At 61.8% G+C, this 25,500-nt stretch carries 21 protein-coding genes; 7 read left to right on the forward strand and 14 right to left on the reverse strand.

Annotated features, from left to right (window positions below):
- Positions 1-46 precede the first annotated feature (46 nt).
- The gene (locus V3H56_RS00265; RefSeq protein WP_047739344.1) at positions 47-1,423 is read left to right on the forward strand and encodes a pitrilysin family protein; all 1,377 of its coding nucleotides are present in this window, start codon (positions 47-49) and stop codon (positions 1,421-1,423) included.
- Between the two features lie 125 nt (positions 1,424-1,548).
- Complete coding sequence (locus tag V3H56_RS00270) at positions 1,549-2,568, forward strand: DUF5924 family protein (protein ID WP_047739343.1); 1,020 nt, start codon at positions 1,549-1,551, stop codon at positions 2,566-2,568.
- A 62-nt stretch (positions 2,569-2,630) separates the two neighbouring features.
- On the opposite strand, the gene V3H56_RS00275 is transcribed toward V3H56_RS00270, so the two are convergent.
- The 5 genes from V3H56_RS00275 to V3H56_RS00295 form a co-directional block, all read right to left on the reverse strand.
- Positions 2,631-3,860 (reverse strand): spore maturation protein, encoded by a 1,230-nt coding sequence (locus V3H56_RS00275; protein WP_042728901.1) that lies wholly within the window; start codon positions 3,858-3,860, stop codon positions 2,631-2,633.
- 106 nt (positions 3,861-3,966) lie between these two features.
- Positions 3,967-5,298: a glutamate/aspartate:proton symporter GltP gene (gene gltP, locus V3H56_RS00280; protein WP_042728900.1), complete on the reverse strand. Its 1,332-nt coding sequence runs from the start codon at positions 5,296-5,298 to the stop codon at positions 3,967-3,969.
- Between the two features lie 688 nt (positions 5,299-5,986).
- Entirely contained in the window at positions 5,987-6,451 is a 465-nt protein-coding gene (locus V3H56_RS00285) for an inhibitor of vertebrate lysozyme family protein (protein ID WP_042728899.1), read from the reverse strand.
- A 2-nt stretch (positions 6,452-6,453) separates the two neighbouring features.
- Positions 6,454-6,618: a DUF1328 domain-containing protein gene (locus tag V3H56_RS00290; protein WP_003177151.1), complete on the reverse strand. Its 165-nt coding sequence runs from the start codon at positions 6,616-6,618 to the stop codon at positions 6,454-6,456.
- 82 nt (positions 6,619-6,700) lie between these two features.
- The gene (locus V3H56_RS00295; RefSeq protein ID WP_047739342.1) at positions 6,701-6,994 is read right to left on the reverse strand and encodes a hypothetical protein; all 294 of its coding nucleotides are present in this window, start codon (positions 6,992-6,994) and stop codon (positions 6,701-6,703) included.
- A gap of 436 nt (positions 6,995-7,430) precedes the next feature.
- On the opposite strand from V3H56_RS00295, the gene algB reads away from it, so the two are divergent.
- Positions 7,431-8,777, forward strand: a complete 1,347-nt coding sequence (gene algB / locus V3H56_RS00300) for a sigma-54-dependent response regulator transcription factor AlgB (RefSeq protein WP_042728897.1) — start codon at positions 7,431-7,433, stop codon at positions 8,775-8,777.
- A gap of 10 nt (positions 8,778-8,787) precedes the next feature.
- Positions 8,788-10,578, forward strand: coding sequence for an ATP-binding protein (locus tag V3H56_RS00305; protein WP_042728896.1), 1,791 nt, complete (start codon positions 8,788-8,790; stop codon positions 10,576-10,578).
- Positions 10,579-10,584: 6 nt separating this feature from the next.
- Here V3H56_RS00305 and V3H56_RS00310 read toward each other — a convergent pair whose 3' ends face one another.
- The 7 genes from V3H56_RS00310 to V3H56_RS00340 all read right to left on the reverse strand — a co-directional run bounded on the left by V3H56_RS00310 (position 10,585) and on the right by V3H56_RS00340 (position 17,888).
- On the reverse strand, positions 10,585-12,198 hold the full coding sequence (locus V3H56_RS00310; protein WP_042728916.1) for an EAL domain-containing protein: 1,614 nt from the start codon (positions 12,196-12,198) through the stop codon (positions 10,585-10,587).
- Between the two features lie 75 nt (positions 12,199-12,273).
- Positions 12,274-13,053: an N-acetylmuramoyl-L-alanine amidase gene (locus V3H56_RS00315; RefSeq protein WP_042728895.1), complete on the reverse strand. Its 780-nt coding sequence runs from the start codon at positions 13,051-13,053 to the stop codon at positions 12,274-12,276.
- Between the two features lie 101 nt (positions 13,054-13,154).
- Positions 13,155-15,206, reverse strand: coding sequence for a diguanylate cyclase (locus tag V3H56_RS00320; protein ID WP_338474086.1), 2,052 nt, complete (start codon positions 15,204-15,206; stop codon positions 13,155-13,157).
- A complete protein-coding gene (locus tag V3H56_RS00325) occupies positions 15,203-16,081 on the reverse strand; it encodes an endonuclease/exonuclease/phosphatase family protein (protein WP_047739339.1) in 879 nt (292 codons plus the stop codon). The genes V3H56_RS00320 and V3H56_RS00325 overlap by 4 nt, the downstream gene beginning before the upstream one ends.
- Positions 16,082-16,096: 15 nt before the next feature.
- The gene (locus V3H56_RS00330; protein ID WP_338474087.1) at positions 16,097-16,741 is read right to left on the reverse strand and encodes a thiol:disulfide interchange protein DsbA/DsbL; all 645 of its coding nucleotides are present in this window, start codon (positions 16,739-16,741) and stop codon (positions 16,097-16,099) included.
- A 198-nt stretch (positions 16,742-16,939) separates the two neighbouring features.
- A complete protein-coding gene (locus V3H56_RS00335; RefSeq protein WP_042732760.1) occupies positions 16,940-17,551 on the reverse strand; it encodes a c-type cytochrome in 612 nt (203 codons plus the stop codon).
- Positions 17,552-17,597: 46 nt separating this feature from the next.
- Complete coding sequence (locus V3H56_RS00340) at positions 17,598-17,888, reverse strand: c-type cytochrome (RefSeq protein WP_003177141.1); 291 nt, start codon at positions 17,886-17,888, stop codon at positions 17,598-17,600.
- Positions 17,889-18,079: 191 nt separating this feature from the next.
- On the opposite strand from V3H56_RS00340, the gene yihA reads away from it, so the two are divergent.
- Entirely contained in the window at positions 18,080-18,721 is a 642-nt protein-coding gene (yihA, locus tag V3H56_RS00345) for a ribosome biogenesis GTP-binding protein YihA/YsxC (RefSeq protein ID WP_042732761.1), read from the forward strand.
- Between the two features lie 372 nt (positions 18,722-19,093).
- Here the strand turns inward: yihA and polA are convergent, their stop codons facing one another.
- Entirely contained in the window at positions 19,094-21,862 is a 2,769-nt protein-coding gene (polA, locus tag V3H56_RS00350) for a DNA polymerase I (RefSeq protein ID WP_047739338.1), read from the reverse strand.
- A gap of 74 nt (positions 21,863-21,936) precedes the next feature.
- Between polA and V3H56_RS00355 the strand changes: the two genes are divergently transcribed.
- Together V3H56_RS00355 and V3H56_RS00360 are read left to right on the forward strand one after the other, a co-directional pair.
- Positions 21,937-22,227, forward strand: a complete 291-nt coding sequence (locus V3H56_RS00355; RefSeq protein ID WP_034149452.1) for a DUF2782 domain-containing protein — start codon at positions 21,937-21,939, stop codon at positions 22,225-22,227.
- A 59-nt stretch (positions 22,228-22,286) separates the two neighbouring features.
- Positions 22,287-23,237, forward strand: coding sequence for a homoserine kinase (locus V3H56_RS00360; RefSeq protein ID WP_042728888.1), 951 nt, complete (start codon positions 22,287-22,289; stop codon positions 23,235-23,237).
- A 73-nt stretch (positions 23,238-23,310) separates the two neighbouring features.
- Here V3H56_RS00360 and V3H56_RS00365 read toward each other — a convergent pair whose 3' ends face one another.
- Positions 23,311-25,497: a lipase family protein gene (locus tag V3H56_RS00365; protein WP_042728887.1), complete on the reverse strand. Its 2,187-nt coding sequence runs from the start codon at positions 25,495-25,497 to the stop codon at positions 23,311-23,313.
- Between the last annotated feature and the right edge of the window lie 3 nt (positions 25,498-25,500).

Raw genomic sequence — 25,500 nt, forward strand, 5'->3', positions numbered from 1 at the left:
TTGTCCAGTCAGTAGGATTGGACTGTCAGTCGCCAGGAAGCCGTTTATGCGTGGTCTGTTATTCGCCCTTTTCTTGCTCGGCGCCTTGCCTGCAGTTGCCCTGGACCGGTTTCAGGTCGAGGGCTATGCCTTGCCCAACGGAATGCAACTGGTGCTCAAGCCGGGCAGCGAGCGCGGGCATGTGGCCATTCGCCTGGTGGTTGGCGTAGGCCTGGATGACTTCAGCTGTGCCGATAAGGAGCTGCCGCACCTGCTTGAGCATTTATTGTTCAGCGGCGTCGACGAAACGGGCGAAGGCGGCCTGGAGGAACGCATGCAGAGCCTGGGCGGCGAATGGAACGCCTTCACCAGCAACGCCGACACCACGTTCGTCATCGAGGCGCCGGCCAGCAATCAGCGCAAGGTCCTGGACCTGCTGATGGCGTTGCTGACCCGCACCCGCATCGACGAAAAAGCCCTGGAGGCGGCCAAGCGCGTGGTGGAGCGAGAGGACGGCGGCCATTACACCCACCTGCAACGCTGGCTCGACCGCCAGGACCTGGGACACAAGGCCAGTAACCAACTGGCAGTGGAACTGGGCTTGCGCTGCGCGGAACGGGCCGAGGTCGAGCACCTGACCCTCGCCCGCCTCGAGCACGTGCGCAAGGCCTGGTATGCACCGAACAACATGACGCTGATCGTGGTCGGCGACCTCGATCGGCTGCTGCCGGCCTACCTGGAACGCACCTTCGGCCAACTTGAACCGGTCGAACCCAGCCAACACGAGCCGCTGCCGCAGATCCGCTACAGCGCGGTCACCAAGCGCAACCTGATCCACGGGCTGGTCGGCAACGGCGCCAAGCTTCACTGGCTGTTCCCCGAACCGGTGCTGGACGAGCAGCACGACGAAACCTTCGATTTGCTCAAGGATTACCTGGACTGGGCGCTCTATCGCCAACTGCGCCTGGCCCGCAGCCTGTCCTACGGGCCGTGGACGGAGCGCGAGGTGTTCGGCGGCGTCGGTTTCTTCAGCTTGAACGCGGACCTGGCCCGCGAGGACCTGCCCCAGGCCGAGGAAGCGCTCGAAGAACTGCGCCAGAACCTGCTCAAGGACGGCCTGGACCCCGCCAGTTTCATGCGCATCAAGCGTGCGGCCATCGCGCATCAGTCCTGGGCGGTCCAGGGCAACAGCGCCCTGGCCGATTACTACTGGGGCGCCCTGGGCGACTACGAGGACGGCCGCTTCGCCAACCCGGCGCTGCGCTTGCAGTCGGTGAGCCTGGACCAGGCCAACCTGGCCCTGCGCGAACTGCTCAAGGACCCCGGCTACCTGCGCATCGAGAAGCCGTTGCTCAGCGATGATGAGTTCGTGTGGGGCGTGGGCGCGCTGCTGGCGGTGCTGGTGCTGGGGCTGGTGGCGTGGCGATTGCGCCGCCGGGCTTGAAACTGTTTCCAATGCCACACGGGTCAGATGAAAGGCTGGCGACGCACACCATGATCCTCGCCACACCGCCCCCTGGACGATACTCTGTCAGGGATATTTCCTACGACTTACTGTGAAACCGCCTAATGCAAAGCCTGCCTCGTTTTATCCAGCGCATCCTTGAACTGATGAAGCGCTACCCAGGGGTCATTGCGCTCGGCGGTTTCATCTCCGGCGTCGGCAGTTTCATGCTGGTGGACCGCCAGCAGGGCCTGGCCACCTGGATCGCGGTCATGATGCTGGTGAGCTGGCTCTGGCTGATGGTGGAGAACAGCATGACCCGGCTGTTCACGCGGATTTTCAAGCGAGAAATCCCCCAGCCGCTGTTGCGCTACGCCACGCAGATGATTCACCAGGAAAGCCTGTTTTTTGTCCTGCCGTTTTTCTTCATCACCACCACCTGGAACAGCAGCCAGCTGATTTTCACCAGCCTGCTGGCGGCGGCGGCGCTGATTTCGATCACCGATCCGCTGTACTACAAATGGCTGGCACCCCGGCGCTGGGCGTTCCTGGCGTTGCACACCCTGACGCTGTTCGCCGCCCTCCTCACCGCGTTGCCGGTCATCCTGCACCTGACCACCGACCAGAGCTTCAAGCTGGCGCTGGGCATTGCCATGCTGTTGTCATTCCCCAGCCTGGCGTCGATCTTTCCGATCCGCACGGTGCGCAACGCCTTGGCGATCCTGTGCATCACCCTAGGCATCGGCGCTGCCGGCTGGGTGCTGCGCTCCTGGGTGCCGCCGGCCACGTTGTGGATGACCGAAGTGGCGATCAGTACCCAGGTGGAGGATCGCACCCCCGGCGCCAGCCTCAAGGAAGTCAGTGCGGAACAGATTCGTGGCAACGGCCTGTACGCCTACACGGCCATCAATGCGCCGCGAGGCCTCGATGAGCGGATCTATCACGTCTGGCAGTTCAACGGCAAAGAGGTGGATCGCATCGCCCTGGACATCCACGGCGGGCGCAAGGAAGGCTACCGCGCCTGGACCCACAAGCAGAATTTCCCGGACAACCCGGCGGGCAAGTGGCAAGTGCGGGTGCTGACGGAGAATGGCCAGATGATTGGGGTGCTGCGGTTCAATGTGACGGGGTCGGCAGGTGGTTGAACATCGGGGCGGGGAGCAAGCTCCCTCGCCACGATGAATTTCACCGGACTTGCGCGCTGGCCTCAGCCAAAGAACCAGTAGCAGACCCCGATCGCCGACAAGACCCCGGCCAGTTCCGCCAGCAGCGCGCAACCCACCGCATGGCGCGCCCGCTGGATGCCGACCGCGCCGAAATACACCGCCAGCACGTAGAACGTGGTCTCGGTGCTGCCCTGGATAGTCGCCGCCACCAGCGCCGGGAAGCTATCCACCCCTGAGGTCTTCATGGTTTCGATCAGCATCGCCCGGGCGGCGCTGCCGGAGAACGGCTTGACCATGGCGGTCGGCAGGGCATCGACGAAACGCGTGTCCCAGCCGGCCCATTGCACCAGGTGGCGAATGCCGTCCAGGCCGAAATCCAGCGCCCCGGATGCCCGCAGCACGCCGACCGCGCAAAGCATCGCCACCAGGTACGGCAGCAGGTTCTTGGCGACGTCGAAGCCCTCCTTCGCCCCTTCGACGAAGGCCTCATAGACCTTGACCTTGCGCAGCGCCCCCACCACCAGGAACAGGATGATCAGGCCGAACAGCGTCAGGTTGCCGAGGATCGACGACAAGCCCGCCAGCGCGGTGGCCGACAACGTGGCCAGCAGCGCCATGAAGCCGCCAAGGGCCAGCGCCCCCGGCACCAGGTAAGCCAGCACCACCGGATCCCATAGGCGCAGGCGTTGCATGAACGCCACCGACAACAGCCCCGTGAGGGTCGAGCCAGTGGTGGCGATCAGGATCGGCAGGAACACCAGGGTCGGATCCGGCGCGCCTTGCTGGGCGCGGTACATGAAGATGGTCACCGGCAGCAGTGTCAGCGACGAGGCGTTGAGCACCAGGAAAAGGATCTGGGCGTTGCTGGCGATGGTCGGGCTGGGATTGAGGTCTTGCAGGGCGCGCATGGCCTTGAGGCCGATGGGGGTGGCGGCGTTATCGAGGCCCAGGCCGTTGGCGGCGAAGTTGAGGGTGATCAGGCCGATGGCGGGATGGCCGGCCGGTACTTCCGGCATCAGGCGCAAGAACAGCGGCCCCAGGGCCTTGGCCAGCCAGTCGACGATGCCGGCCTTTTCGGCGATCCGCAAGAACCCCAGCCACAGCGTCAGGGTGCCGAACAGCAGGACCATCACCTCCACCGACAGCTTGGCCATGGCAAAGATGCTTTCCACCATCGCGGCGAAGATCCCGGCGTTGCCGCCGATCAGCCACTGTCCCAGCGCCGACACGGCTGCCACGATAAAGAAGCCAAGCCACAGGCCATTGAGCATCGGTTAATCCCCTCGGAAGATGCCGCGAATGATAGCGGGGCTGGCAGAAACGACAAACCCCGGAGTGTTCCGGGGTTTGTGTTAATGGCTTTGACCTGGCATGCCCTCAGCGGCTGGAGGTTTCACCCGCCGGCAGCGGCTCTTTACTGCGCCAGTGCGGCAGGGAGTTCCAGTAGCGCTGGCCCTTGGCGTCGTCGTACATGCCTTCCCAACGGGCGATCACCAACACGGCCAAGGCGTTGCCGATGACGTTCAGCGCGGTGCGGGCCATGTCCATGATGCGGTCGACACCGGCGATGAAGGCCAGGCCTTCGAGCGGAATGCCCACGCTGCCCAGGGTCGCCAGCAGCACCACGAAGGACACGCCCGGCACGCCGGCGATGCCTTTGGAGGTCACCATCAAGGTCAGCACCAGCAACAATTGCTGGCTGATGGACAAGTCGATGCCGTACAGCTGCGCGATGAAGATCGCCGCGATGCTCTGGTACAGCGTCGAACCGTCAAGGTTGAACGAATAGCCGGTTGGCACCACGAAGCTGCAGATTGCCTTCGGCGCGCCGTAGGCTTCCATTTTTTCGATCACGCGTGGCAGCACGGTTTCGGAACTGGCGGTGGAGTAGGCCAGCACCAGTTCGTCCTTGAAGATGCGCATCAGCTTGAGCACCGAGAAGCCGAACAGGCGGGCGATCAGGCCCAGCACCACGAAGGCGAAGAACGCGATGGCGACGTAAACCAGGATCACCAGTTTCGCCAGCGGCAGCAGGGAAGCGAAGCCGAAGTTGGCGACGGTCACCGCGATCAGTGCGAAAACGCCGATCGGGGCGTAGTTCATGATCATGTGGGTGACCTTGAACATGCTTTCCGATACGCCTTGGAACATCTTCACCAGCGGCTCGCGCAGGTCCGATTGCAGGCTGGACAGGCCCAGGCCAAACAGCACGGAGAAGAAAATGATCGGCAGCATCTCGCCACGCGCCATGGCGGCAAAGATGTTCGATGGGATCAGGTTGAGGATGGTCTCGATGAACGCGTGTTCATGCTGGACTTCCGCCGCCGTGGCCTGGTACTTGGAAATATCCACCGTCCCGAGGGTGCTCATGTCGATGCCATTGCCTGGCTGGAAGAAGTTGGCCAGCAGCAGGCCGACGACGATGGCGATGGTGGTGACGATTTCGAAGTAGATGATGGTCTTGAGGCCGATGCGCCCGAGTTTCTTCGCGTCACCGACCCCGGCAATGCCGACGATCAGCGAGGAAATCACGATCGGGATCACGATCATCTTGATCAGACGGATAAAGATATCGCCTGCCGGTTGCAGCACATTGCTGATCCACCAGGCCTTCTCGGCACTGAAATGGTTGAGCAGAGCGCCCAGTGCAATCCCGAGGACCAGACCGATGAGGATCTGCCAGGCGAGGCTTAGCTTTGCCTTCTTCATATCATTACCCTTACTTCAGTTGGACTCGGGCAGCGGCATGGACGATAAACATCCGCGCATCTGCCCCCGTATAAGGTCACCCCGAGCGCGCTAGCGGCTTACTGGCAGGCGAAAAAAGGCGCAACTATTGCGATGCGGGATAGGCTCGTCTAATGCCGTAAACGCCTACCCTATGCCGAATCGGCATGAGATTTTCTAAACGAAACCCGCGTCCCAACCGGTTTGCGTAGGACATTTATGCAGGCATAAGCGCCGTGAACCGGCCATTTCAGCGTAGCCGGGCTTCCTCCACAAGGCTTGTAGAACCGATGAGAGGACCGCGGCCAGACACGTGCTGCAAAAGAAAACTGCTGCCGCGCTTCTCCGATATACGGTCGGAAGCGGGAAATGACTGGAGTGTCTGGAGACAAAATGCCGCAGTCGCGGGCCGGTGACGGGACTCCATCCACCAGCCGCTCTGGCACAGGCATTTTATAAAAGCGAAGCCCTGCGCAGGTTCGCCAAGTCGCCTGGACTTTGCGAACCTGCGTCGTAGCTTTTTCCTGACCCGGCCCTTTCGCAGGCACCCCTTGTGCCCGTAGGTCACTCCGACTCGATCAGCCAGAACGTCCCAGCCCCCTGGTCATGCATCGGCCCTCTTCGGGCTGTGCAGAAGGGAAAGGCAGGGTTGCCTTTCCCGTTTTCAGATTCAGTACCAGTTCGGATCTTTCTTGAGTTGTTCCATTAACAATTTCTGCATACCTTCATCGGGCTTGCCGAGGAAACGGTAGTCGGCATGTCGGGTCGGCGACTTGTCGGCCGGCAGGCCGGCGGGCACTTCCACCAACATGGCGTAGGCTTCGTCCTTGTCAAAGCTGAAGGCGACGATCAGGCGTTTGCTGCGACAGGTCGCCTGGGTCTCGCACAGGGGGCCGACCAGGTACTTGTCGCCGTCTTCCTCGACCGCGTTCATCTGCTCGGCATCGCCCGATAGGTTCATCACCCATTCCGGCAAGCGCTCTTCTTTCTTGACCACGTGCTGCCAGGTCTCGCGGTACTGCGGGTCGGCGGTCAGTAGTTCATTGGCGCGCATCTGCCCGTCATTGGCAGCCATTGCCACGGCACTGCCGCCCAGCAACAGGGCGGCGGCCAGTCCTTTAAGGGAAACGCTCATGGTCAGCCTCGGCCGCGACGGCCAAAGAAGAAGGAAGCGATGAACATCACCAGGAATACGACAAAGAGAATCTTGGCGATGCCCGTGGCGGTGCCTGCGATACCACCGAAGCCCAGTACGGCGGCGATGATGGCAATGATCAGGAAGGTAATTGCCCAGCTCAACATGGTGATTCTCCTTACACTTTTCTATTTAGTTAGGGTCTGGCGGTTGATGGTTCCGGTGCGACAGACGACCGGTCCATCGGGGTTAAAACACCCAGCGCTCCTGACGGGGCAGGTCGGCCACAGGCTGGGCCTGGTCGACGTCCATCATGCGCATCGAAGCGGCTGCTTCTTTCATGCTCGTGCTGCTGACGGCGCTGAAATGGGTTTGGGGAGCACGTTGAATCGACACATGCGGCGTTTCGGGCTGTTGGCTTTCTTGCCAAAGCATCCACTGCTGACCGACGACGAGCGTGATCAGCAGCGCCAGCGCGGCCCACAAGCCCTGTTGGATATGCAGGGAAGTCATGCGAAACGAGGCGGCACTTTGACGATTCATCCTGAAATTCCTCCCAGCCGGGTGTCGTGATCGGGTTACGGCGCTGGAACGCCATGTTGTTCGAGATATTGCAGACGTCATGCCAGAATTTTTAAACGAATAAAATCGTTTAAAATCAATAAGTTATGAAATGTAGAAAAGAGGCTAGAGGCGCATCCTGCACGATGGCCCCGGCGGGAGTCGTGCGTATTGCACGAACGGAAGAGGGGAGGCGTTAGATTCTTTTTGAATTGCCCGTCGCAAACCGCTGTCGGAATGAGCGAGCCGAGCCCCTCGAAACCGGCGAAACGGAAAAAAACGGACTCAAATCAATCTTTTAGCCAACTGACGTCCACAGGGTCCCTCTCGGTGGGTAATATTCCCTCGGAAACGACCATGCAACTTGCCCGATTTTTCTGACACTAACCATCATCATTCATTAAGGAGCGTAGGAAAAATGGAATCCGCCACTGAGCACCAAGGCCGCATTCTGCTGGTAGACGACGAGTCTGCCATCCTGCGTACCTTCCGTTATTGCCTGGAAGACGAGGGCTACACCGTCGCCACCGCCAACAGTGCGGCCCAGGCCGATGCGCTGCTGCAACGCCAGGTGTTCGACCTGTGCTTCCTCGACCTGCGCCTGGGGGAAGACAACGGTCTGGATGTGTTGGCCCAGATGCGTATCCAGGCACCGTGGATGCGGGTGGTGATCGTCACGGCCCACTCGGCGGTCGACACGGCCGTGGACGCGATTCAGGCCGGGGCCGCCGATTATCTGGTCAAGCCCTGCAGCCCGGACCAATTGCGCCTGGCGACCGCCAAGCAGTTGGAAGTGCGCCAGTTGTCGGCCCGCCTTGAAGCCCTCGAAGGGGAGGTGCGCAAGCCCAAGGACGGCCTCGACTCCCATAGCCCGGCGATGAAGGTGGTGCTGGAGACCGCTCGCCAGGTGGCCAGCACCGACGCCAACATCCTGATTCTCGGTGAATCCGGCACCGGTAAAGGCGAGCTGGCCCGGGCGATCCACGGTTGGAGCAAGCGCGCGAAGAAATCCTGCGTCACCATCAACTGCCCGTCCCTGACCGCCGAGTTGATGGAAAGCGAGTTGTTCGGCCACAGCCGTGGGGCGTTCACCGGGGCCAGCGAAAGCACCCTGGGACGAGTCAACCAGGCGGACGGTGGTACGCTGTTTCTCGACGAGATCGGCGATTTTCCCCTGACATTGCAACCCAAGTTGTTGCGCTTCATCCAGGATAAGGAATACGAACGGGTTGGCGATCCGGTGACCCGTCGCGCCGATGTGCGGATTCTGGCGGCCACCAACCTGAACCTTGAAGACATGGTGCGCGACGGGCGTTTCCGCGAAGACCTGCTCTATCGCCTGAACGTCATTACCTTGCACCTGCCGCCGCTGCGCGAGCGCGCCGAAGACATCCTGACCCTCGCCGATCGCTTCCTGGCGCGCTTCGTCAAGGAATATGCACGCCCGGCCCGGGGCTTCAGCGACGAAGCCCGCGAAGCGCTGCTTGGCTATCGCTGGCCTGGCAACATCCGCGAACTGCGCAACGTGGTCGAGCGCGCCAGCATCATCTGCCCACAGGAAAAAGTCGAAATCAGCCACCTGGGCATGGCCGAGCAACCAGTCAACAATGCCCCTCGCATCGGCGCGCCGCTCAGCCTCGATGAATTGGAAAAGGCGCACATCGGTGCGGTGCTGGCCACCGCCGACACCCTGGACCAAGCCGCTAAGACCCTGGGTATCGACGCCTCCACGCTGTACCGCAAACGCAAGCAGTACAACCTGTGAGCGACACCCTATGAAACTGGCGATGAAGCTGCGTACACGGCTGTTCCTCAGCATCTCGGCGCTCATTACGGTGGCGCTGCTGGGGTTGGTGCTGGGCCTGGTCAGCGTGATGCAGATGGCCCATACCCAGGAGCAATCGGTACGCAACAACTTCATCCTGCTGGACCTGGGGCTCAAGCTGCGCCAGACCCTGGGCGACCAGTTGATGATCATGCTCGACGACAAGCCCGACCTGGCCGCCCTGGAGGTATCCAAGAAACAGTACCTGGCGTTGATCGACGAGGGCATCGCCCACGAGCGGAGCCTGGACGAGGTGCCGGACAACTTCAGCAAGGCCAAGGCCGACTACCTCGACTTCTACGAGGCGTTTACCGCCTCTCGCCAGCAACCGAACCCGCTTTCCGCCATTCAGGAGCTCACCGATAAATTCAACGTGCTGCGCAACGGCCTGATCGAGAGTTATCGGCAGGCCCTGAACAACATCAGTGAAACCCAGACGCGTGCCCGCGAGCGGGCATTGTTGATCTCCGGGCTACTCGGGCTGGTGGGGCTGGCGGTGTTGATCATCGGTTTCGTCACCGCCCACGGCATCGCCCGGCGTCTCGGGGCGCCCATCGAGGCGCTGGCCGCGGCCGCGGATAATATCGGCCAGGGCAATTTCGAAGTGACGCTGCCGACGTCTTCCGCCGCCGAGGTCAACTTGCTGACACGGCGCTTCGGCATCATGGCCCAGGCGTTGCGCGAACACCAGGCCACCAATGTCGATGAGTTGCTCGCCGGCCAGCAACGCCTGCAAGCGGTGCTCGACAGCATCGATGACGGGCTGTTGATGATCGACCGGCAAGGCCGCCTGGAACACCTCAACCCGGTCGCCCAGCGGCAACTGGGCTGGGATGAGGAGCGCCTGGGCCAGGGCCTGGGCGAAGCATTGGGCCGCCCGGACCTGGATGACGAGCTGCAATTGGTGCTGCGTGGCGGGACGCTGGAGCGTGCGCCCGAGGACCTGAGCATCGAAGTGGACGGCGAGTCGCGGGTACTGACCTACAGCCTCACGCCGGTGAGCCATACCCAAGGCCATATCCTCGGCGCGGTGATGGTGCTGCACGACGTCACCGAGCAACGCGCCTTCGAGCGGGTCCGTAGCGAATTCGTGTTGCGTGCTTCCCATGAACTGCGCACGCCGGTGACTGGCATGCACATGGCCTTCGGCCTGTTGCAGGAGCGTCTGCATTTCCCAGCGGAGTCGCGCGAGGCCGACCTGCTCGACACGGTCACCGAGGAAATGCAGCGGCTGATGCAGCTCATCAATGACCTGCTGAATTTCTCCCGCTACCAGAACGGCCTGCAAAAGCTGACGCTGGCGCCGTGTTCCATCGAAGAGCTGCTGGAAGCGGCCCGGATGCGGTTCGCCGAGCAGGCCAGTGCCAAGGGCATCGAATTGCTCGTGGCGATCCAGGGCCCGCTGCCGCGCCTGCATGCCGACGCCGCACAGTTGGAGCGGGTGCTGGATAACCTGATCGACAATGCCATGCGGCACACCGGCGACCATGGCCAGATTCGCTTGCAGGCCCGCCGCCACGGCGAGCGGGTGATTATCAGCGTCGAAGACAACGGTGAAGGCATTGCCTACGGCCAGCAGGGACGGATCTTCGAACCTTTCGTCCAGGTCGGACGCAAGAAGGGCGGTGCCGGCCTCGGCCTGGCGTTGTGCAAGGAAATCGTCCAGCTCCACGGCGGTCGCATGGGCGTTTACTCCAGACCGGGGCAGGGCACGCAGTTCTACATGGCGTTGACGGTCTGACGGGCTTCAGGCTTCGTCGTCCAGACGCCGGCCGAGCAAGCGTCGCCCGCGGGTAATCAGCTCGATCAACTGCACCGCACTGAGTGCATGGGCAAACAGCCAACCCTGACCGAACTTCACGCCTTCGCTGCTCAAGTAGGAGGCTTGGGCTTCGTGCTCGATGCCTTCGGCGATCACCTTGAGCTGCAACGCGTGGGCCATGCGGATGATGTGCGGGGCGACACCGCTGCTGGCGGCATCGTGGCCCAAGGCATCGATGAAGGCTTTGTCGATTTTCAGGCAATCCACCGGCAAGGTTTGCAGGTACGCCAGGCTGCAATAGCCGGTGCCGAAGTCGTCGATCAGCACTTGATGCCCGTTGTCGCGTAACGACTGCAGGTTGTCCCGGGCCACCAGCACATCGATCAGCCCGCGCTCAGTCACCTCGAAGGCAATCTGCCGGGCCGAGACCCGGTGCAGCGCCAGCAGGCGGGCGATCACTTCGCCGATTCGCGGCACCATCACGTCGCAGGCCGCCAGGTTGACCGAGATGTACAACTGCGGATTGGCCCGCAGCAACTGGCCCAGCTGATCGAACAGCCGTTGCAGCACGAAATCGGTGATCTGGCGGATCTGCCCGGTGTCTTCGGCCATCGGGATAAACAAGTCCGGGCTGGTCAGGGTGCCATCCGGCCGGCGCCAGCGCAGCAGGGCTTCGGCGCCGACGCAATTGCGGCTGTTGAGGTCGAAGATGGGTTGGTACAACACCTGCAATTCACCGCGCCGTATCGCGCCGTGCAGCTCGGCGTCCATGGACTGTCGCTGGCGGGCCAGCAGCAAGACCTGGACGCCGATGCCCAGCCCTAGCAGCAGGCTGATAGGCAACATCCACCAGGCGTTGGATGGCATGTTGAAACCCTTGCGCGGGGCGATCAGCACCAACTGATATTCCGGGTTATCGGTCGGCATTCGGTAGATCAGCCGGGTTTGCGTCACTTGCAAGGCATTGCGGCCTTTCGGCGGCCAGGGCTCCGTGGGCGGCCAATGCTGGTTGGTGCCCAGCACCGGAATGGCCCGCTTGCCGTGATCCAGGACCACCAACAGGCTTCCGCCCGGCGGCAGATCGACCACATCGGTCAAATGCCCGCGAGAGGTGGCCACCCGAAAATTACCGCGCCCCAGCATCAGTGCCGCGCGGTCTTCGTCAGGTTCGGTGGTGGTGTTGAGCCAGTAGCTGTAGGTCGGACCGCGCAGGTCGGGCAGGCGGGTTACCGACAATCCGCTCTGGAGAGGCCGGTTCGAACACGCGCCGCTGCCGTCGACATACACCGCTTCATAAACGAAGCGGTAATTGAAGCTCACCTGCCGCAAGGTCGCGATCATGTCATCGCTACAGCCCCGCAGCGGCTGGTTCTGCAGGTCATCGAGGCCTTCACGCAATTGCCCGAAAAGTTGTTCCAGCCGTTGCAGGAAGCGCTCGCCCTGGGCGTTCATCTGGTCGCTTTCACGCTGCTGGATCTGTTGGACGACCACAAACAGACTCCCGGCCAGCAACAGCAGCGTACTCAGGGCAGCCGCCATCGTCGCCAAGAAAAGAGGGCGATGGAGCCAGCTCTGCAACGTTTCGCGGGCAGCCGTCATCATGGGTAATCCTAAAGGTCCCAATGAGTTATAGCTGCTGTTTGGGATTTGGCCCTGTTCGTCAGACGGGCGTCATTATTTTGTCTGGTTGAGCACCTGCAAGATCGCCGCGCTTTGCGCGTCGGGCACGCCATCGAAGCGGGTCGGCCGGTAGTGCATCTGGAACGCGGCCAGCACGTGGTGAGTGGCCACGTCCCATTCGCCGGTCTGGGGCGTCGGGTAGCCCAGGCGCGCCAATTCGGCCTGGAACCAGCTGGCGCTGGGCAGTTGTGCGGCGAAGACGACCTGTTGGCGCGCGACGGCCTGTTCGTCAGGCCAGAGGCCCAGGCCTGCCTGGGCCAGGCGCTTCCAAGGGAACAGCGGGCCCGGATCCAGCTTGCGCAGGGGCGCGATGTCGCTGTGGCCGATGATGGCGCGTGGATTGATGCCATTGCGTTGGATGATGTCCTTGAGCAACACGATCAAGGCCTGCACCTGGGCTTCGCTGTAGGGGTACCACAGGCGACCGGTAGGGGTGTCGACATAACCGGGGTTGACGATTTCGATGCCGATGGAGCTGGAGTTGAGCCAGGTGCGGCCTTCCCACTCGCTTTCCCCGGCATGCCAGGCCCGACGGTTTTCATCCACCAACTGATAGACGGTGGCGTTCTTATCGTCGCCGACCAGGTAGTGGGCGCTGACTTCGCCATGGGTCAGCAGGGCCAGGGAGCGTTCCAGGGAGGCCGAGGTGTAATGCACCACTACGAATTGGATGCGGCTGTCGTGATTGACCGATGGATGGCTGGTGTCGAGCCGAGGGCCGCTGGCGCAGCCGGCCAGGAGGAGCAGGGAAATGATGAACGGAGCGAATTTCATGGCAGGAGACGTTACACGTTGAAATTAATGCAACAGTGTAACGTATCGTTGCGCGATGAGCCGGGCCCGGCCGCAGATTAAACAAATTGGAACAATTGCCTTCAGCCCAGCTCCACCCGGTTACGTCCGGCGCTTTTCGCCCGGTACAGCGCTTGATCGGCTCTTTTAAGCACAGAATCGCTGTGTTCTCCGGGTTTGAACGCCGTCAGCCCCATGGACACCGTCACCGTGACAGGCTCGCCCTTGAAGTGGAATGGGCAGGCTTCGATGGCAGCACGCAGGGCCTCGGCCAACTGGGTCCCGGCTGTCAGGGGCGTGTCGGGCACCAACAGGACGAATTCCTCGCCGCCGAAACGGGCGATGAAATCGCTGCTGCGCAGGCGTTTGCGCAAAACCGAGGCAATCAGTTTCAGCACCCGGTCACCGGCCAGGTGGCCATAGTTGTCGTTGATCCGCTTGAAGTGGTCGAGGTCGAGCATGGCCAGCAACAAGCTGTTGCCGTGCTGTTGCCACTCGGCCACTTCCTTTTCAAGACGCTCGCTCCACGCTGCACGGTTGGGCAACCCGGTGAGTGGATCGATCAGCGCCTTGAGCCGCTGCTCTTCCAGATTCTCGCGAACGATCAGGGCATCCTGTTCCATCAGCGCTACGCGCTCGGCGAGGCTTTTCAGGCGCGCCGAGACTTCCTGTTCACGCTGCTCGCGTTGCTTTTGGTGCTGGTCCATCGTCCCCAGCAGGCCTTCCAGGTGGTTCTCAAGCACCTGCTTGAGGCTTTCCAGGTCATCGGCCTGCTGGACGCTGCTTTGCAGGCCATCGACGTGCTCGCGAATCTGGATGTCCATGTCCCGGGAGACCGAGAGATTTTCCGCATGGTCTTCGCTGGCGGCCAGCAAGCTGTTCTGGAACGCCTCCAGCCGATCGTTGAGGCGCTGCAGGTAGGCTTCGAATTCGTGCTGGCCGCTGTCGGTGATCGCCAGCATGAGCACCGCCAGATCGTCGAGAATCGGCAGTAACTCGTACCAGTTCAAACCATTTTGCAGCTTCTCACGCATTGCCTCGGCTTGCGGGCGGTGCCGCTCGGGCAGTGTCAGGTCACCCAGCAGGCCCAGCAAGGTGTCTTCAATGTGCCGGGCCACCGAGCTGTAGGACGGTTCCGGGGAGTCGGGCAGGGCGTATTGGGCATCGGCCGCCTCGACAGCGGCCTCGGCGGCGTTGGCCTCTGATTCTGGCTCTGTCGCAGGAAGAGGCGCTGGCGTCTGCGGCAGCAGCTCATCGGGGTTTGCAGGCGTCGCTTGCCGGGTAGGCGGTTCAACGGTGGCCGGCTCGGTGGTGTCGTCCGGTTCGCTGGCCGGCTGCGCCTCTTCGGGTGCTGGCGCCGGAACAGGGGGCGCGGCAGGCGCCACGGGGTCAGCTTCCGGCGCAGCGACGGTTGCCGGTTCAGGCCGTACTTGAGCGGCAAGCGCGGGCTCTGCCGAGGGCGCTGGTTCCGAGCTCGGTGTGGGTGCGGGCTGCGGCTCCGAATCCGGCTCGACAGGTGCTATATCGGTCGCGCGGCGCTGCGGCGTGGGTGCGGCCTGCGCGACGGGTGCCGCGTCGACCTGGGCAGGCTCTTGCGGCGCATCCTCGTGACCCTGGCCGCCAAACAGCCGCTGCAGCAGGCCGGGACGATGGGCTTCGGCAGGGGGTTCCAGCGCGCTCAGGGCCTGGCCTTGCAAGGTGCTCAGCTCGCTCAGCAACAGCGGGATCTCTCGGGTCTGGCCGACCCGGTCGTCCAGTCGCTTGGAAAATTTCTTCAGGGGCCGGCTGACGTCCTTGGGCAGCGGCAGGGTCTGCAACTGCGCCACCAGGGCCGTCAGTGCAGCGCTCATCTGCTCGACCCGGGTCTCGCGGCGCTGTTCGGAGTCGAGTACGGCTTTCTCCAGGCGCGGCAGCAGGGTGGCAAGGGCCGCATCCATGTCATCGGTGCGGATCGCCTCACGCATTTCCTTCATGCATTCGTCGACCGCCCGGTCCGAGCCTTCGGCGGCCAAGGTGCTGCGGACCAGGCCGCGACGCAGCAAGTCGAGCCGGGCATCCCAGCGGCGCTCAAGCTTTTCCTGCTGTTCGAGACTCTTGAGGTACTTCTCTCTCCAGCGTTCGGCGTCGTCGCTCATTCATCGGATCCGCGAGGGGCCGGACTTAACGCAGGGAAGGCGTCGGCCGTGAGCGAACCCGGCAAACGAATCTCGACTGCGACCGGCAGGTGATCGGAAATGGGTTGGGCCAGCACCTCGACGCGTTCGAGGGTCAGGGTGGGGCTCAACAGGATATGATCCAGGCAGCGCTGGGGGCGCCAACTGGGAAAGGTCGCTTGCAGTTGCGGCGCAAGCAGGCCCAGATCGCGCAGGGGCGAGGTTTGCAGCAGGTCGCTGGCGTGGGTGTTCATGTCCCCCATCAGCACCTGGTGCTTGTAACCGCCGATCAGCTCGCGGATGTAGGCCAGTTGCATCGTCCGGGTACGTGCGCCGAGGGCCAGGTGCATCATCACCACGATGAGCGCCTCCGGGCCTTCGCCGAACCGCGCCAGGATCGCCCCGCGCCCTTTGGGGCCAGGCAGCGGATGGTCTTCGATCGCCCACGGTCGCAGGCGACTCAGCACGCCATTGCTGTGCTGGCCGAAACGTCCGAGGTTGCGATTGAGTTGTTGGTACCAGTAGGGGAAGGCACCCAGTTGCGCCAGGTGTTCCACCTGGTTGACGTAGCCGGACCTCAAGCTGCCGCCATCGGCCTCTTGCAAGGCCACCAGGTCGAAATCCTTGAGCAGGTCGCCGATTTTCTGCAGGTTACCGGCGCGCCCGGTGTGGGGCAGCAGATGTTGCCAGCCGCGGGTCAGGTAATGCCGATAGCGCTCGGTGCTGATGCCGACCTGGATGTTGAAGCTCAGCAGTCGCAGGCGGCTGTCGGCAGGCAGGCCCGTGGAGGCGACATGATGTTCGTTGACCCGCGGTTCATGCAGGCCAACGAGGCGTTCGGTACTCCAGCGGGCCATGGGCGTGGGCCGCGCTTAGTTGGCAACTGCCTTTGTCGTCGCCCGTTCCTTGGTGATCAACTGGTCGGCCAGTTGCAAGGCTTGTTCCGCACCGCCGGCAGAGCCGATGTCGAAGCGATACTTGCCGTTGACGATCATGGTCGGTACGCCGGTGATCTCGTACTTCTTGGCCAGCTCCTTGGCTTTGACGATCTGGCCCTTGACGGCGAAGGAGTCGAAGGTCGCCAGGAATTTATCCTTGTCTACGCCCTGGGTCGCCAGGAAGTCGGCCATGTCATTCTTGTCGGTGAGTTTCTTGTGTTCTTTCTGGATCGCGTTGAAGACCGCCGCGTGAACCTGGTGCTCGACGCCCATGGCTTCAAGGGTCAGGAACATCTGGCCGTGGGCGTCCCATGGGCCGCCAAACATGGCCGGAATGCGAACGAAGTTGACGTCCTTGGGCAGCTTCTCGACCCATGGGTTGATGACTGGCTCGAATGCGTAGCAATGCGGGCAGCCGTACCAGAACAGCTCAACCACTTCGATCTTGCCAGGCGCTGACACCGGAACCGGGTTAGTCAATTCAACGTAAGGGGCCTTCGCCTCGTCGGCGGTGGCTTGGGCTGCCATGCCGAACAGGCTGGCGACGACGAGCGCGGCGCTGGTGATCAGATTACGCATGCTTTACTCCTGGACAATAAGGGGGCCTCGCGAGGTGTGTTTCTCAGACAGACCTTGGCGGGTTCAGTTTCGCTAGTGTAACGGCAGCGGCCACAAAAAAGGGCGGCCAAAGCCACCCTTTTGATGCTTGCATCGACAGATTAATCGAGCGTTAACGTTACAAGCGGTGTACACCCCTCATAACGTCGCCCGAGGACCTTAGTGCAGGCCCTGGATGTAGCTGGCGACGGCGGCGATGTCTTCGTCGCTCAACTTGCGAGCGATGGTACGCATGGTCATCGCGTCGCCGTCGTTGGCGCGGCCGGCTTCTTCCTTGCGGAAGTCGGTCAGCTGCTTGGCAACGTACTGGGCATGCTGGCCACCCAGGTGTGGGAAGCCGGCAGCGGCGTTGCCGGCGCCGTTAGGCGAATGGCAGCCGGTGCAGGCTGGCAGGCCCTTTTCCAGGTCGCCGCCGCGGAACAGTTTCTCGCCACGGGCCACGAGTTTTGGATCGGCTGCCCCGACGCTGCCTTTCTGGCTGGCGAAGTAGGCCGAGATGTCCGCCAGGTCCTGATCGCTCAGGTTGGTCAGCAAGCCGGTCATCTCCAGCACCGTGCGCTTGCCGGACTTGATGTCGTGCAGTTGCTTGTTCAGGTAACGCTCGCCCTGGCCCGCCAGTTTCGGAAAGTTGGGCGCCATGCTATTGCCATCTGGACCATGGCAGGCCCCGCATACCGCCGCTTTCGCCTGACCGGCAGCGGCATCGCCAGCGGCGTGGGCTACACCGGTCATCCCCAAGGTCAACAGCAGACTCACGATCAGTTTGTTCATCAGCTAATCCAACTACGGCTAAGGGTTAAAGAGTTATGGACCGGGATCACTCGCTCATCCACTGGATGATTGCTCGGTAATCCTCGGCACTGCAGTCCATGCACAAACCACGCGGCGGCATCGCCTTGAAACCCTGGGTCACGTGTTGCACCAGCGTCTCCATACCTTTCGCCAACCTCGGCGTCCAAGCTTCCTGGTCGCCCTTGCGGGGCGCTGTGGGGAGTTGGCCGGAATGACAGGCACCACAAACACGGTTGTACACAGCTTCCGGATCCTGTGTAGCCTGAGCGCTGTAAAGCGGCATCAAGACACCGGCAGCTAGCAGCCATTTCGTCATAAAACGACCTTTTCAGGGTTGAGAGCGAGCTGCGTTCTAGTGCGCAATTTCGGTCGATCGCTCCCGTGAGCTTCATCCTACGCTGGGACAAAGCGCACACAAAATCTGCGGCATTATATACTGGCGTCACTGAAACGGAAACGACACAGCTTGCCGCGTCCATTCCCGACGCCGCTCACATCGGAAATCCCATGCAACTGAAGAACCCCATCCTTGGCCTGTGCCAACAGTCCACCTTCATGCTCAGCGCCGCCAAAGTCGACCAGTGCCCTGACGACGAAGGCTTTGAAGTGGCCTTTGCCGGGCGTTCCAACGCCGGCAAGTCCAGCGCGCTGAACACCCTGACCCATGCGAGCCTGGCACGCACCTCGAAAACCCCAGGTCGCACGCAGCTCTTGAACTTCTTCAAGCTAGACGATGAACGCCGTTTGGTCGACCTGCCTGGTTACGGCTACGCCAAGGTGCCGATTCCGCTCAAGCAACACTGGCAGCGCCACCTGGAAGCCTACCTGGGCAGCCGCGAGAGTCTGAAGGGTTTGATTCTGATGATGGACATCCGCCATCCGATGACCGACTTCGACCTGCTGATGCTGGACTGGGCCGTGGCCAGCGGCATGCCGATGCACATCCTGCTGACCAAGGCGGACAAGCTCACCTACGGCGCGGCCAAGAACACCTTGCTCAAGGTGCAGTCGGAAATCCGCAAAGGCTGGGGCGACGCGGTCACCATCCAGCTGTTCTCGGCGCCCAAGCGCATGGGCCTGGAAGAGGCCTACACCGTGCTGGCCGACTGGATGGAACTGGCGGACAAGGGCAGCGAAGCGGCCGAATAAGCCAAATCGCAGGCAAAAAAAACCCCGGACTTCGTATGGGGAGGGGGAAGTTCGGGGTCCAAGTTCCGGACCGCTAGGGCGGGGTCCAGATATCTGCCAACACTTAACACAACATAGGAGCATTGAAGGGCTTCACCAGCCATTCAAAATCTCTGAGTGGCAATTCACGGGTTTAGTTCAGATTATTTTTGGAAATAACCGTAGGGCTTTTCCGAACTTAAACGTTTTTGCCGGTTGCGCAGTGCTTTCTGTGGCGAGGGAGCTTGCTCCCGCTTGAGCGCGAAGCGCTCACAAAATGTTGGGGGCGGCTGCGCCACCCAGCGGGAGCAAGCTCCCTCGCCACAGGCTGTTCTAGCGCCACCGGCAGACCTATCAGTGCGCCTCGTCCCAGTTATTACCCACGCCCACTTCCACCAGCAGCGGCACATCCAGCGTGGCGGCGGCGCTCATGTGCTGGCGAATTTCAGTGCTGACCTGGTCGACCAGGTCTTCGCGCACTTCCAGCACCAATTCATCGTGCACCTGCAGGATGACCCGGGCGTCCAGCCCTGAGTTCGACAACCAGCGGTCCACGGCCACCATGGCCTTCTTGATGATATCGGCGGCGGTGCCTTGCATCGGCGCGTTGATCGCCGTGCGCTCGGCGCCTTTGCGCAGGGCCGGGTTCTTCGCGTTGATGTCCGGCAGGTACAGCCGGCGGCCGAAAATGGTTTCGACGAAACCCTGCTCGGCCGCCTGGGCGCGGGTGCGCTCCATGTACTGCAACACCCCGGGGTAGCGGGCGAAATAGCGGTCGATGTAGGCCTGGGATTGCTTGCGGTCCACGCCGATCTGTTTGGCGAGGCCGAATGCGCTCATGCCGTAGATCAAGCCGAAGTTGATCGCCTTGGCGCTGCGACGCTGGTCATGGCTGACGGCTTCCAGCTCGACGCCGAATACTTCGGCGGCCGTGGCCCGGTGCACATCCAGATTGTTGCGGAATGCATGAAGCAGGCCTTCGTCCTTGGCCAGGTGCGCCATGATCCGCAGTTCGATCTGCGAGTAGTCCGCTGCCAGCAGCTTGTAGCCTTTGGGCGCGATGAACGCCTGGCGAATCCGGCGGCCTTCGGCGGTCCGGATCGGAATGTTCTGCAGGTTCGGGTCGATGGATGACAAACGCCCGGTCGCCGCGACGGCTTGTTGATAGTTGGTGTGCACGCGTCCGGTGCGGCTGTTGATCTGCTCCGGCAGGCGGTCGGTGTAGGTGCTCTTGAGCTTGCTCAACGAACGGTACTGCATCAGCACCTTGGGCAGCGGGTAATCCTGCTCGGCCAGTTCGGCGAGCACGGCTTCGGCGGTGGACGCCTGGCCCTTGGCGGTTTTGCTGAGTACCGGCAAGCCGAGTTTTTCGTACAGGATCACGCCCAGTTGCTTCGGCGAGCCGAGGTTGAATTCCTCGCCGGCGATGGCAAACGCCTCACGCTCCAGTGCCACCAGCTTCTCGCCCAACTCAACGCTCTGCACACCCAGCAGGTTCGCATCCACCAGCGCGCCCTGGCGTTCGATGCGCGCCAGGACTGGCATCAGCGGCATTTCGATGTCATTCAACACTGTGCCCAGGCTCGGCGTGGCGGCGAGTTTCTCCTGCAAGGCCTGGTGCAGACGCAAAGTCACGTCGGCTCCTTCGGCGGCGTACGGGCCGGCCAGTTCCAGGGCGATCTGGTCGAAGCTCAGTTGCTTGACCCCCTTGCCCGCGATGTCCTGGAAATCGGTCTTGCTCTGGCCCAGGTACTTGAGCGCCAGGCTGTCCATGTCATGGCGAGTCGCCGTGGAATCCAACACGTAGGATTCGAGCATGGTGTCGAAGGCGATACCCTGGACGAAGATGCCGTTGTTCTGGTCCCCGCCGATGGCGCAGTTCGCCAGGATGTTGGTTTCGAACTTGGCGTGCTGGCCGATCTTGAGCTTGTTGGGGTCTTCCAGCAGCGGCTTTAGGGTCTTGAGTACGGTGTCGCGGTCCAACTGCTCGGGCACGCCCATGTAGGAATGGGTCAACGGAATGTAGGCCGCTTCAAACGGCGCCACCGCGAACGACAAACCGACCAGTTGCGAATGCTGGGCGTCGTTGCCGTTGGTTTCGGTGACGAACGCGAACAGCGGCGCCTTGTTCAGCTTGTCGAGCAACGCCTCGAACTGCGCCTGTTCAAGAATGATCTCGTACTGGGCCTCGGCGGCGCCGGGCTGTTCGTCGCTGACTTCGACGATCTCCTGGCCAGCGCGCTTGGCGTCCCGCTGGTTTTCCTCGAACCAGCTCTTGAACTCCAGCAGGGTGTAGAGCTCGGCGAGTTTCTCGTGGTCCGGTTCGCCCATCTGCAGGTCGTCCAGGCCAACGTCCAACGGCACGTCGGTCTTGATGGTTGCCAGCTCGTAGGACAGGAACGCCATTTCCTTGTGCTCTTCCAGCTTGGCGGGCAGGGTCTTGGCGCCGCGGATCGGCAAGGTGGCGACGATGTCCAGTTGTGCGTACAGCTCGGTCAGGCCGCCGTTGACGCCCACCAGCAGGCCGGACGCGGTTTTCGGGCCGATGCCCGGCACGCCCGGGATGTTGTCGGAGGAATCGCCCATCAACGCCAGGTAATCGATGATCTGCTCCGGAGCGACGCCAAATTTCTCCTTAACGCCAGCCACGTCCAGTGCGCTACCGGTCATCGTATTGACCAAGGTAATGTGCCCATCGACCAACTGCGCCATGTCTTTGTCGCCGGTGGAGATCACCACCGGGCGATTGGCCGCCGCGCTGCTGCGGGCCAGGGTACCGATCACGTCATCGGCCTCGACGTTGTCCACGCAAAGCAGCGGGAAGCCCAGGGCCTTGACGCTGGCATGCAGCGGCTCGATTTGCACGCGCATGTCGTCGGGCATGCTCGGGCGGTTGGCCTTGTATTCGGCGTACAGCGCATCGCGAAACGTCCCGCCCTTGGCGTCGAACACCACGGCGAACGGGCTGTCCGGATACTGCTTGCGCAGGCTCTTGAGCATGTTCAGCACGCCCTTGACCGCACCGGTGGGCAGGCCTTTGGAGGTGGTCAGCGGTGGCAGCGCGTGGAAGGCGCGGTACAGATATGAAGAACCGTCCACCAGGACGAGGGGGGCTTGGCTCATGAGCACGATCAACCTTTTCGGCGGGTCCGGGGCTAGAATAGCGGGACCGTTGACGACAAAGGGACAAGGTTATCATGCGCACACTCAATCGCCTGTTACTGGCTGGCTTGTTTGCAACCGTTCCATTGGCCGTCATGGCCGCGGACGATGCCCCAACGCCAGAGCCGGAAGTTACCATCCGCACGGAAGGGGACAAGGTCATCCAGGAGTACCGCCAAAACGGTTTCCTGTACGCGATCAAGGTTACGCCCAAAGGCGCACCGCCGTATTTCCTGGTGCGCGCCGACGGGACAGATGCAAACTTCATCCGCTCGGACCAGCCGGACATGTTGATTCCGTCCTGGAAAATCTTCGAGTGGAAGTAGTTGCCTAACTTTAATCGGCGCCGCTGCACCGCGGCGCCAGAACTGAGCAGTTTTTAACCATGTCTGTGTTTACCCCCTTGGCCCGGCCCGAGCTGGAAACCTTTCTCGCCCCTTATGGGCTCGGCCGCCTGCTTGATTTCCAGGGGATTGCCGCCGGTAGCGAAAACACCAATTTCTTTATCAGCCTGGAGCGGGGCGAGTTCGTCCTGACCCTGGTTGAACGCGGCCCGGTGCAGGAAATGCCGTTCTTCATCGAACTGCTCGACGTGCTGCACGACGCCGACCTGCCGGTGCCGTACGCCTTGCGCACCACCGACGGCGTCGCGCTGCGGGAACTGGCAGGCAAACCGGCGCTGCTGCAACCGCGCCTGGCGGGTAAGCACATCAAACAGGCCAATGCCCAGCATTGCGCCCAGGTCGGCGAATTGCTGGCGCACCTGCACCTGGCCACCCGTGACAACATGATCAAGCGCAAGACCGACCGCGGCCTGGACTGGATGCAGGAAGAGGGCGCCAAACTGCTGTCGCACCTCGACGCCGAGGCCCGCCGGTTGCTGGAAGCCGCGCTGGAAGAAATCGCTCAGCAAAAGGTCGGCATCCTGGCGCTGCCTCGCGCCAACATCCACGCTGACCTGTTCCGCGATAATGCGATGTTCGAAGGCACCCACCTGACCGGCTTGATCGACTTCTACAACGCCTGTTCCGGGCCGATGTTGTATGACGTGGCCATTGCCCTGAACGACTGGTGTTCGGACGACGACGGCGTGCTCGACGGCCCACGGGCGCGAGCCTTGCTGGGCGCCTACGCGGCACTGCGACCGTTCACCGCCGCCGAGGCCGACCTCTGGCCGACCCTGCTGCGCGTGGCGTGCGTGCGCTTCTGGCTGTCGCGCTTGATCGCCGCCGAATCCTTCGCCGGGCAGGATGTGCTGATCCACGACCCGATGGAGTTTCAGCAGCGGTTGGCGCAGCGGCAGGCGGTTCGTGTGATGCTGCCGTTTGCGCTGTAGGCAGATGGGGCATCTGCTTTAATCGACTGGGCCTTGGAGCATTCAAGGCCTGTAGGTCGAGGGATGCTTCGAGTCAGATCATGGAGTCGACATCCAGCGCATAGGGTTTGCCAATGGAGTAGCCATGGGCATTTCTGAGCCCATCACCTTCGGCGTCCCGGGTCGGTGTAGGTGCCCATTGCACCATCCGCCGGTTCTGCGGGTGCGCCTGCCAACGGGTCAAACTTTGCGCCAACTGTTCGGGGCGCTCCGACACGCTGCCGTACACGTCTCTTTCACTGACCGAGGCGGTGCGTAAAGTCGCCAGGCGAGCGTGCGTGGTGCGTAGTTTGTCGATCTCGTGGGTAAGTGCGTCGTTAATGGGAATGTGGCTGCGCCCGTTGGGAGCACCCTGTTCCATCGCACGGGTTTCGCTGCGCAGTTGCTGGGTAATCCGTGCCAATGCGTTGGCCACCCATTCATATTCTCGCTTTGTCACCAATGTGTCTCCGGCTGCTTGCGCTTGCTGCCAGCGACGCAGCGTTGCCCAGCACGCGGGAATGTAGCCCGGGACCATGAAGTGATTGCCGGTATGGACCAGTTGAGCCAGTAACGACGGGCGATCCGGCAAACCATGGCGGTGCTGTAAGGCCACCTGGCAGGCGGCTTGCTGGGTGATGGTGTCGCAACTGGGGGTCCATAGGATCGAGGACTTTTCCTGGCGACCGAATTCAACCGGTAGGAAATGTCGCAAGGTGCCGTGGTGCGCGTAGTTTTCGCCTGTCCAGTTGGTGATGCCCGCCACGAACACCGAAAGTCCAACCGGTACGTTGACGAAAGTCAGTGCTGCACCTGTGCCATAAACGCCTGCCCGGGTGTTCATCCAGCTTCCGGGAACGCTGGGTATCGGGTCGTTGTGGTTGACCATGCGGTGGTGCGCAAGGGGCTCGGCATTTTTTGTGAAGGTGGCATCAGCCGCACGGGGTGCGCCGTAAGTGTAGAGCTGGATGCGGTAGTCAAAGCCTGCTCGGCGACGCAGCATTTCAGAAAGTAACAGGGCTACGGCACCGCCCAGGCTATGACCGCAAATCAATAGCTGTTGCCCGGTATGGAACCGGTCCAGATAACTTGTCACAAAGGCCGCCGCTTTTTTGGCCGCGCCATAGAATCCGCGATGTACTTGGCCATCACCCTCTTCAAATGGCACTTGAAGTGCATCGGCATCGCGCAAACCGTCAGCGAGCATTTCCGATGTACCGCGCACGGCAATCAGGATCACTTCGTCATGGTGGGTAATGAACGCTTGAGTATCAGTAGCTTCCTTGCCGAGCGTACGATCATCCAGAAAATGGACCTTGGCAGGGTGCTCCTGCTCTTCACCCAGTTTTGGGTCGTTCACCGCATAGAGTTCGATGTCGAACGGCACGATCTCCAGGCGTTTGGAGTAGGGAACATCTTCGTACAGCGGGTAGTAGCAGGGTTCTGGTTGCTCTGGGCCTAGCTTCCAGAGCTCCTCGGATTTGGCCAGGCCATCCGCGAACCAGTTGCCGACGCTGGGTTGGAGAGTGAAGCTTATCGGCGTGTTTATCGGAGGTTGGTCGGGTTTCTGGCCGAAGGGGCAATAGCTCAGTGTCGACATGAGGGCCAACTGATACAGGTTAAGCGCGCAGAATTCAGGAGTCAGTGATAACAAGGGCCGCAGGGCTCGCAACGGGCGCACTTCCAAAACCGTATGTTTTTCCGGCATCAAGGCCACGCCGAATTTGCCATGTTCGCCTAGCAGTCGTGCGGGGCCGCCGCGCAGCGGGTAATGACGATATACCTCGGGAGGCAAGTGAGCGGCGTGTTTGACCAGATGACGTACTTCCACCTGAAAGAAATCGTCCGCACTGGCTTGTGCAGGGTTTTCTCGGGTTCGGGTGGCATTGTTGTTCAGGTGACGGGTTTGTTCGGCACGGACTTGGAGTTCGGTGATTTCCAAGGGGTAGTGATCCCTGCCTTGAAGCGTTAAATAGAGCTCTTCGGGACCTCGATATTTTTGCTCAAAGATCAGGGCAACCGGTCCCGCATGGTGGTCATTGATCCTACCCATGCCGTTGGAGTCCAGGTTGTCCGTGTATTTTTGCCCTTCTGAATCGATTGCGACGTAAGTCAGTCCGGCGTAAGGCTCGCCAGAGCCGAACTCATCGACGAGTTGAAATCCAGTCCATTTTCCCTTCACGGGGCAGCTCAGAATGCGACTGCCCAGCCGGGATTCCAATTCCAATTGCATTGATGTCATGGT

This window comes from Pseudomonas sp. MS646 (genome assembly GCF_036693845.1).
GTDB lineage: Bacteria > Pseudomonadota > Gammaproteobacteria > Pseudomonadales > Pseudomonadaceae > Aquipseudomonas > Aquipseudomonas chlororaphis_E.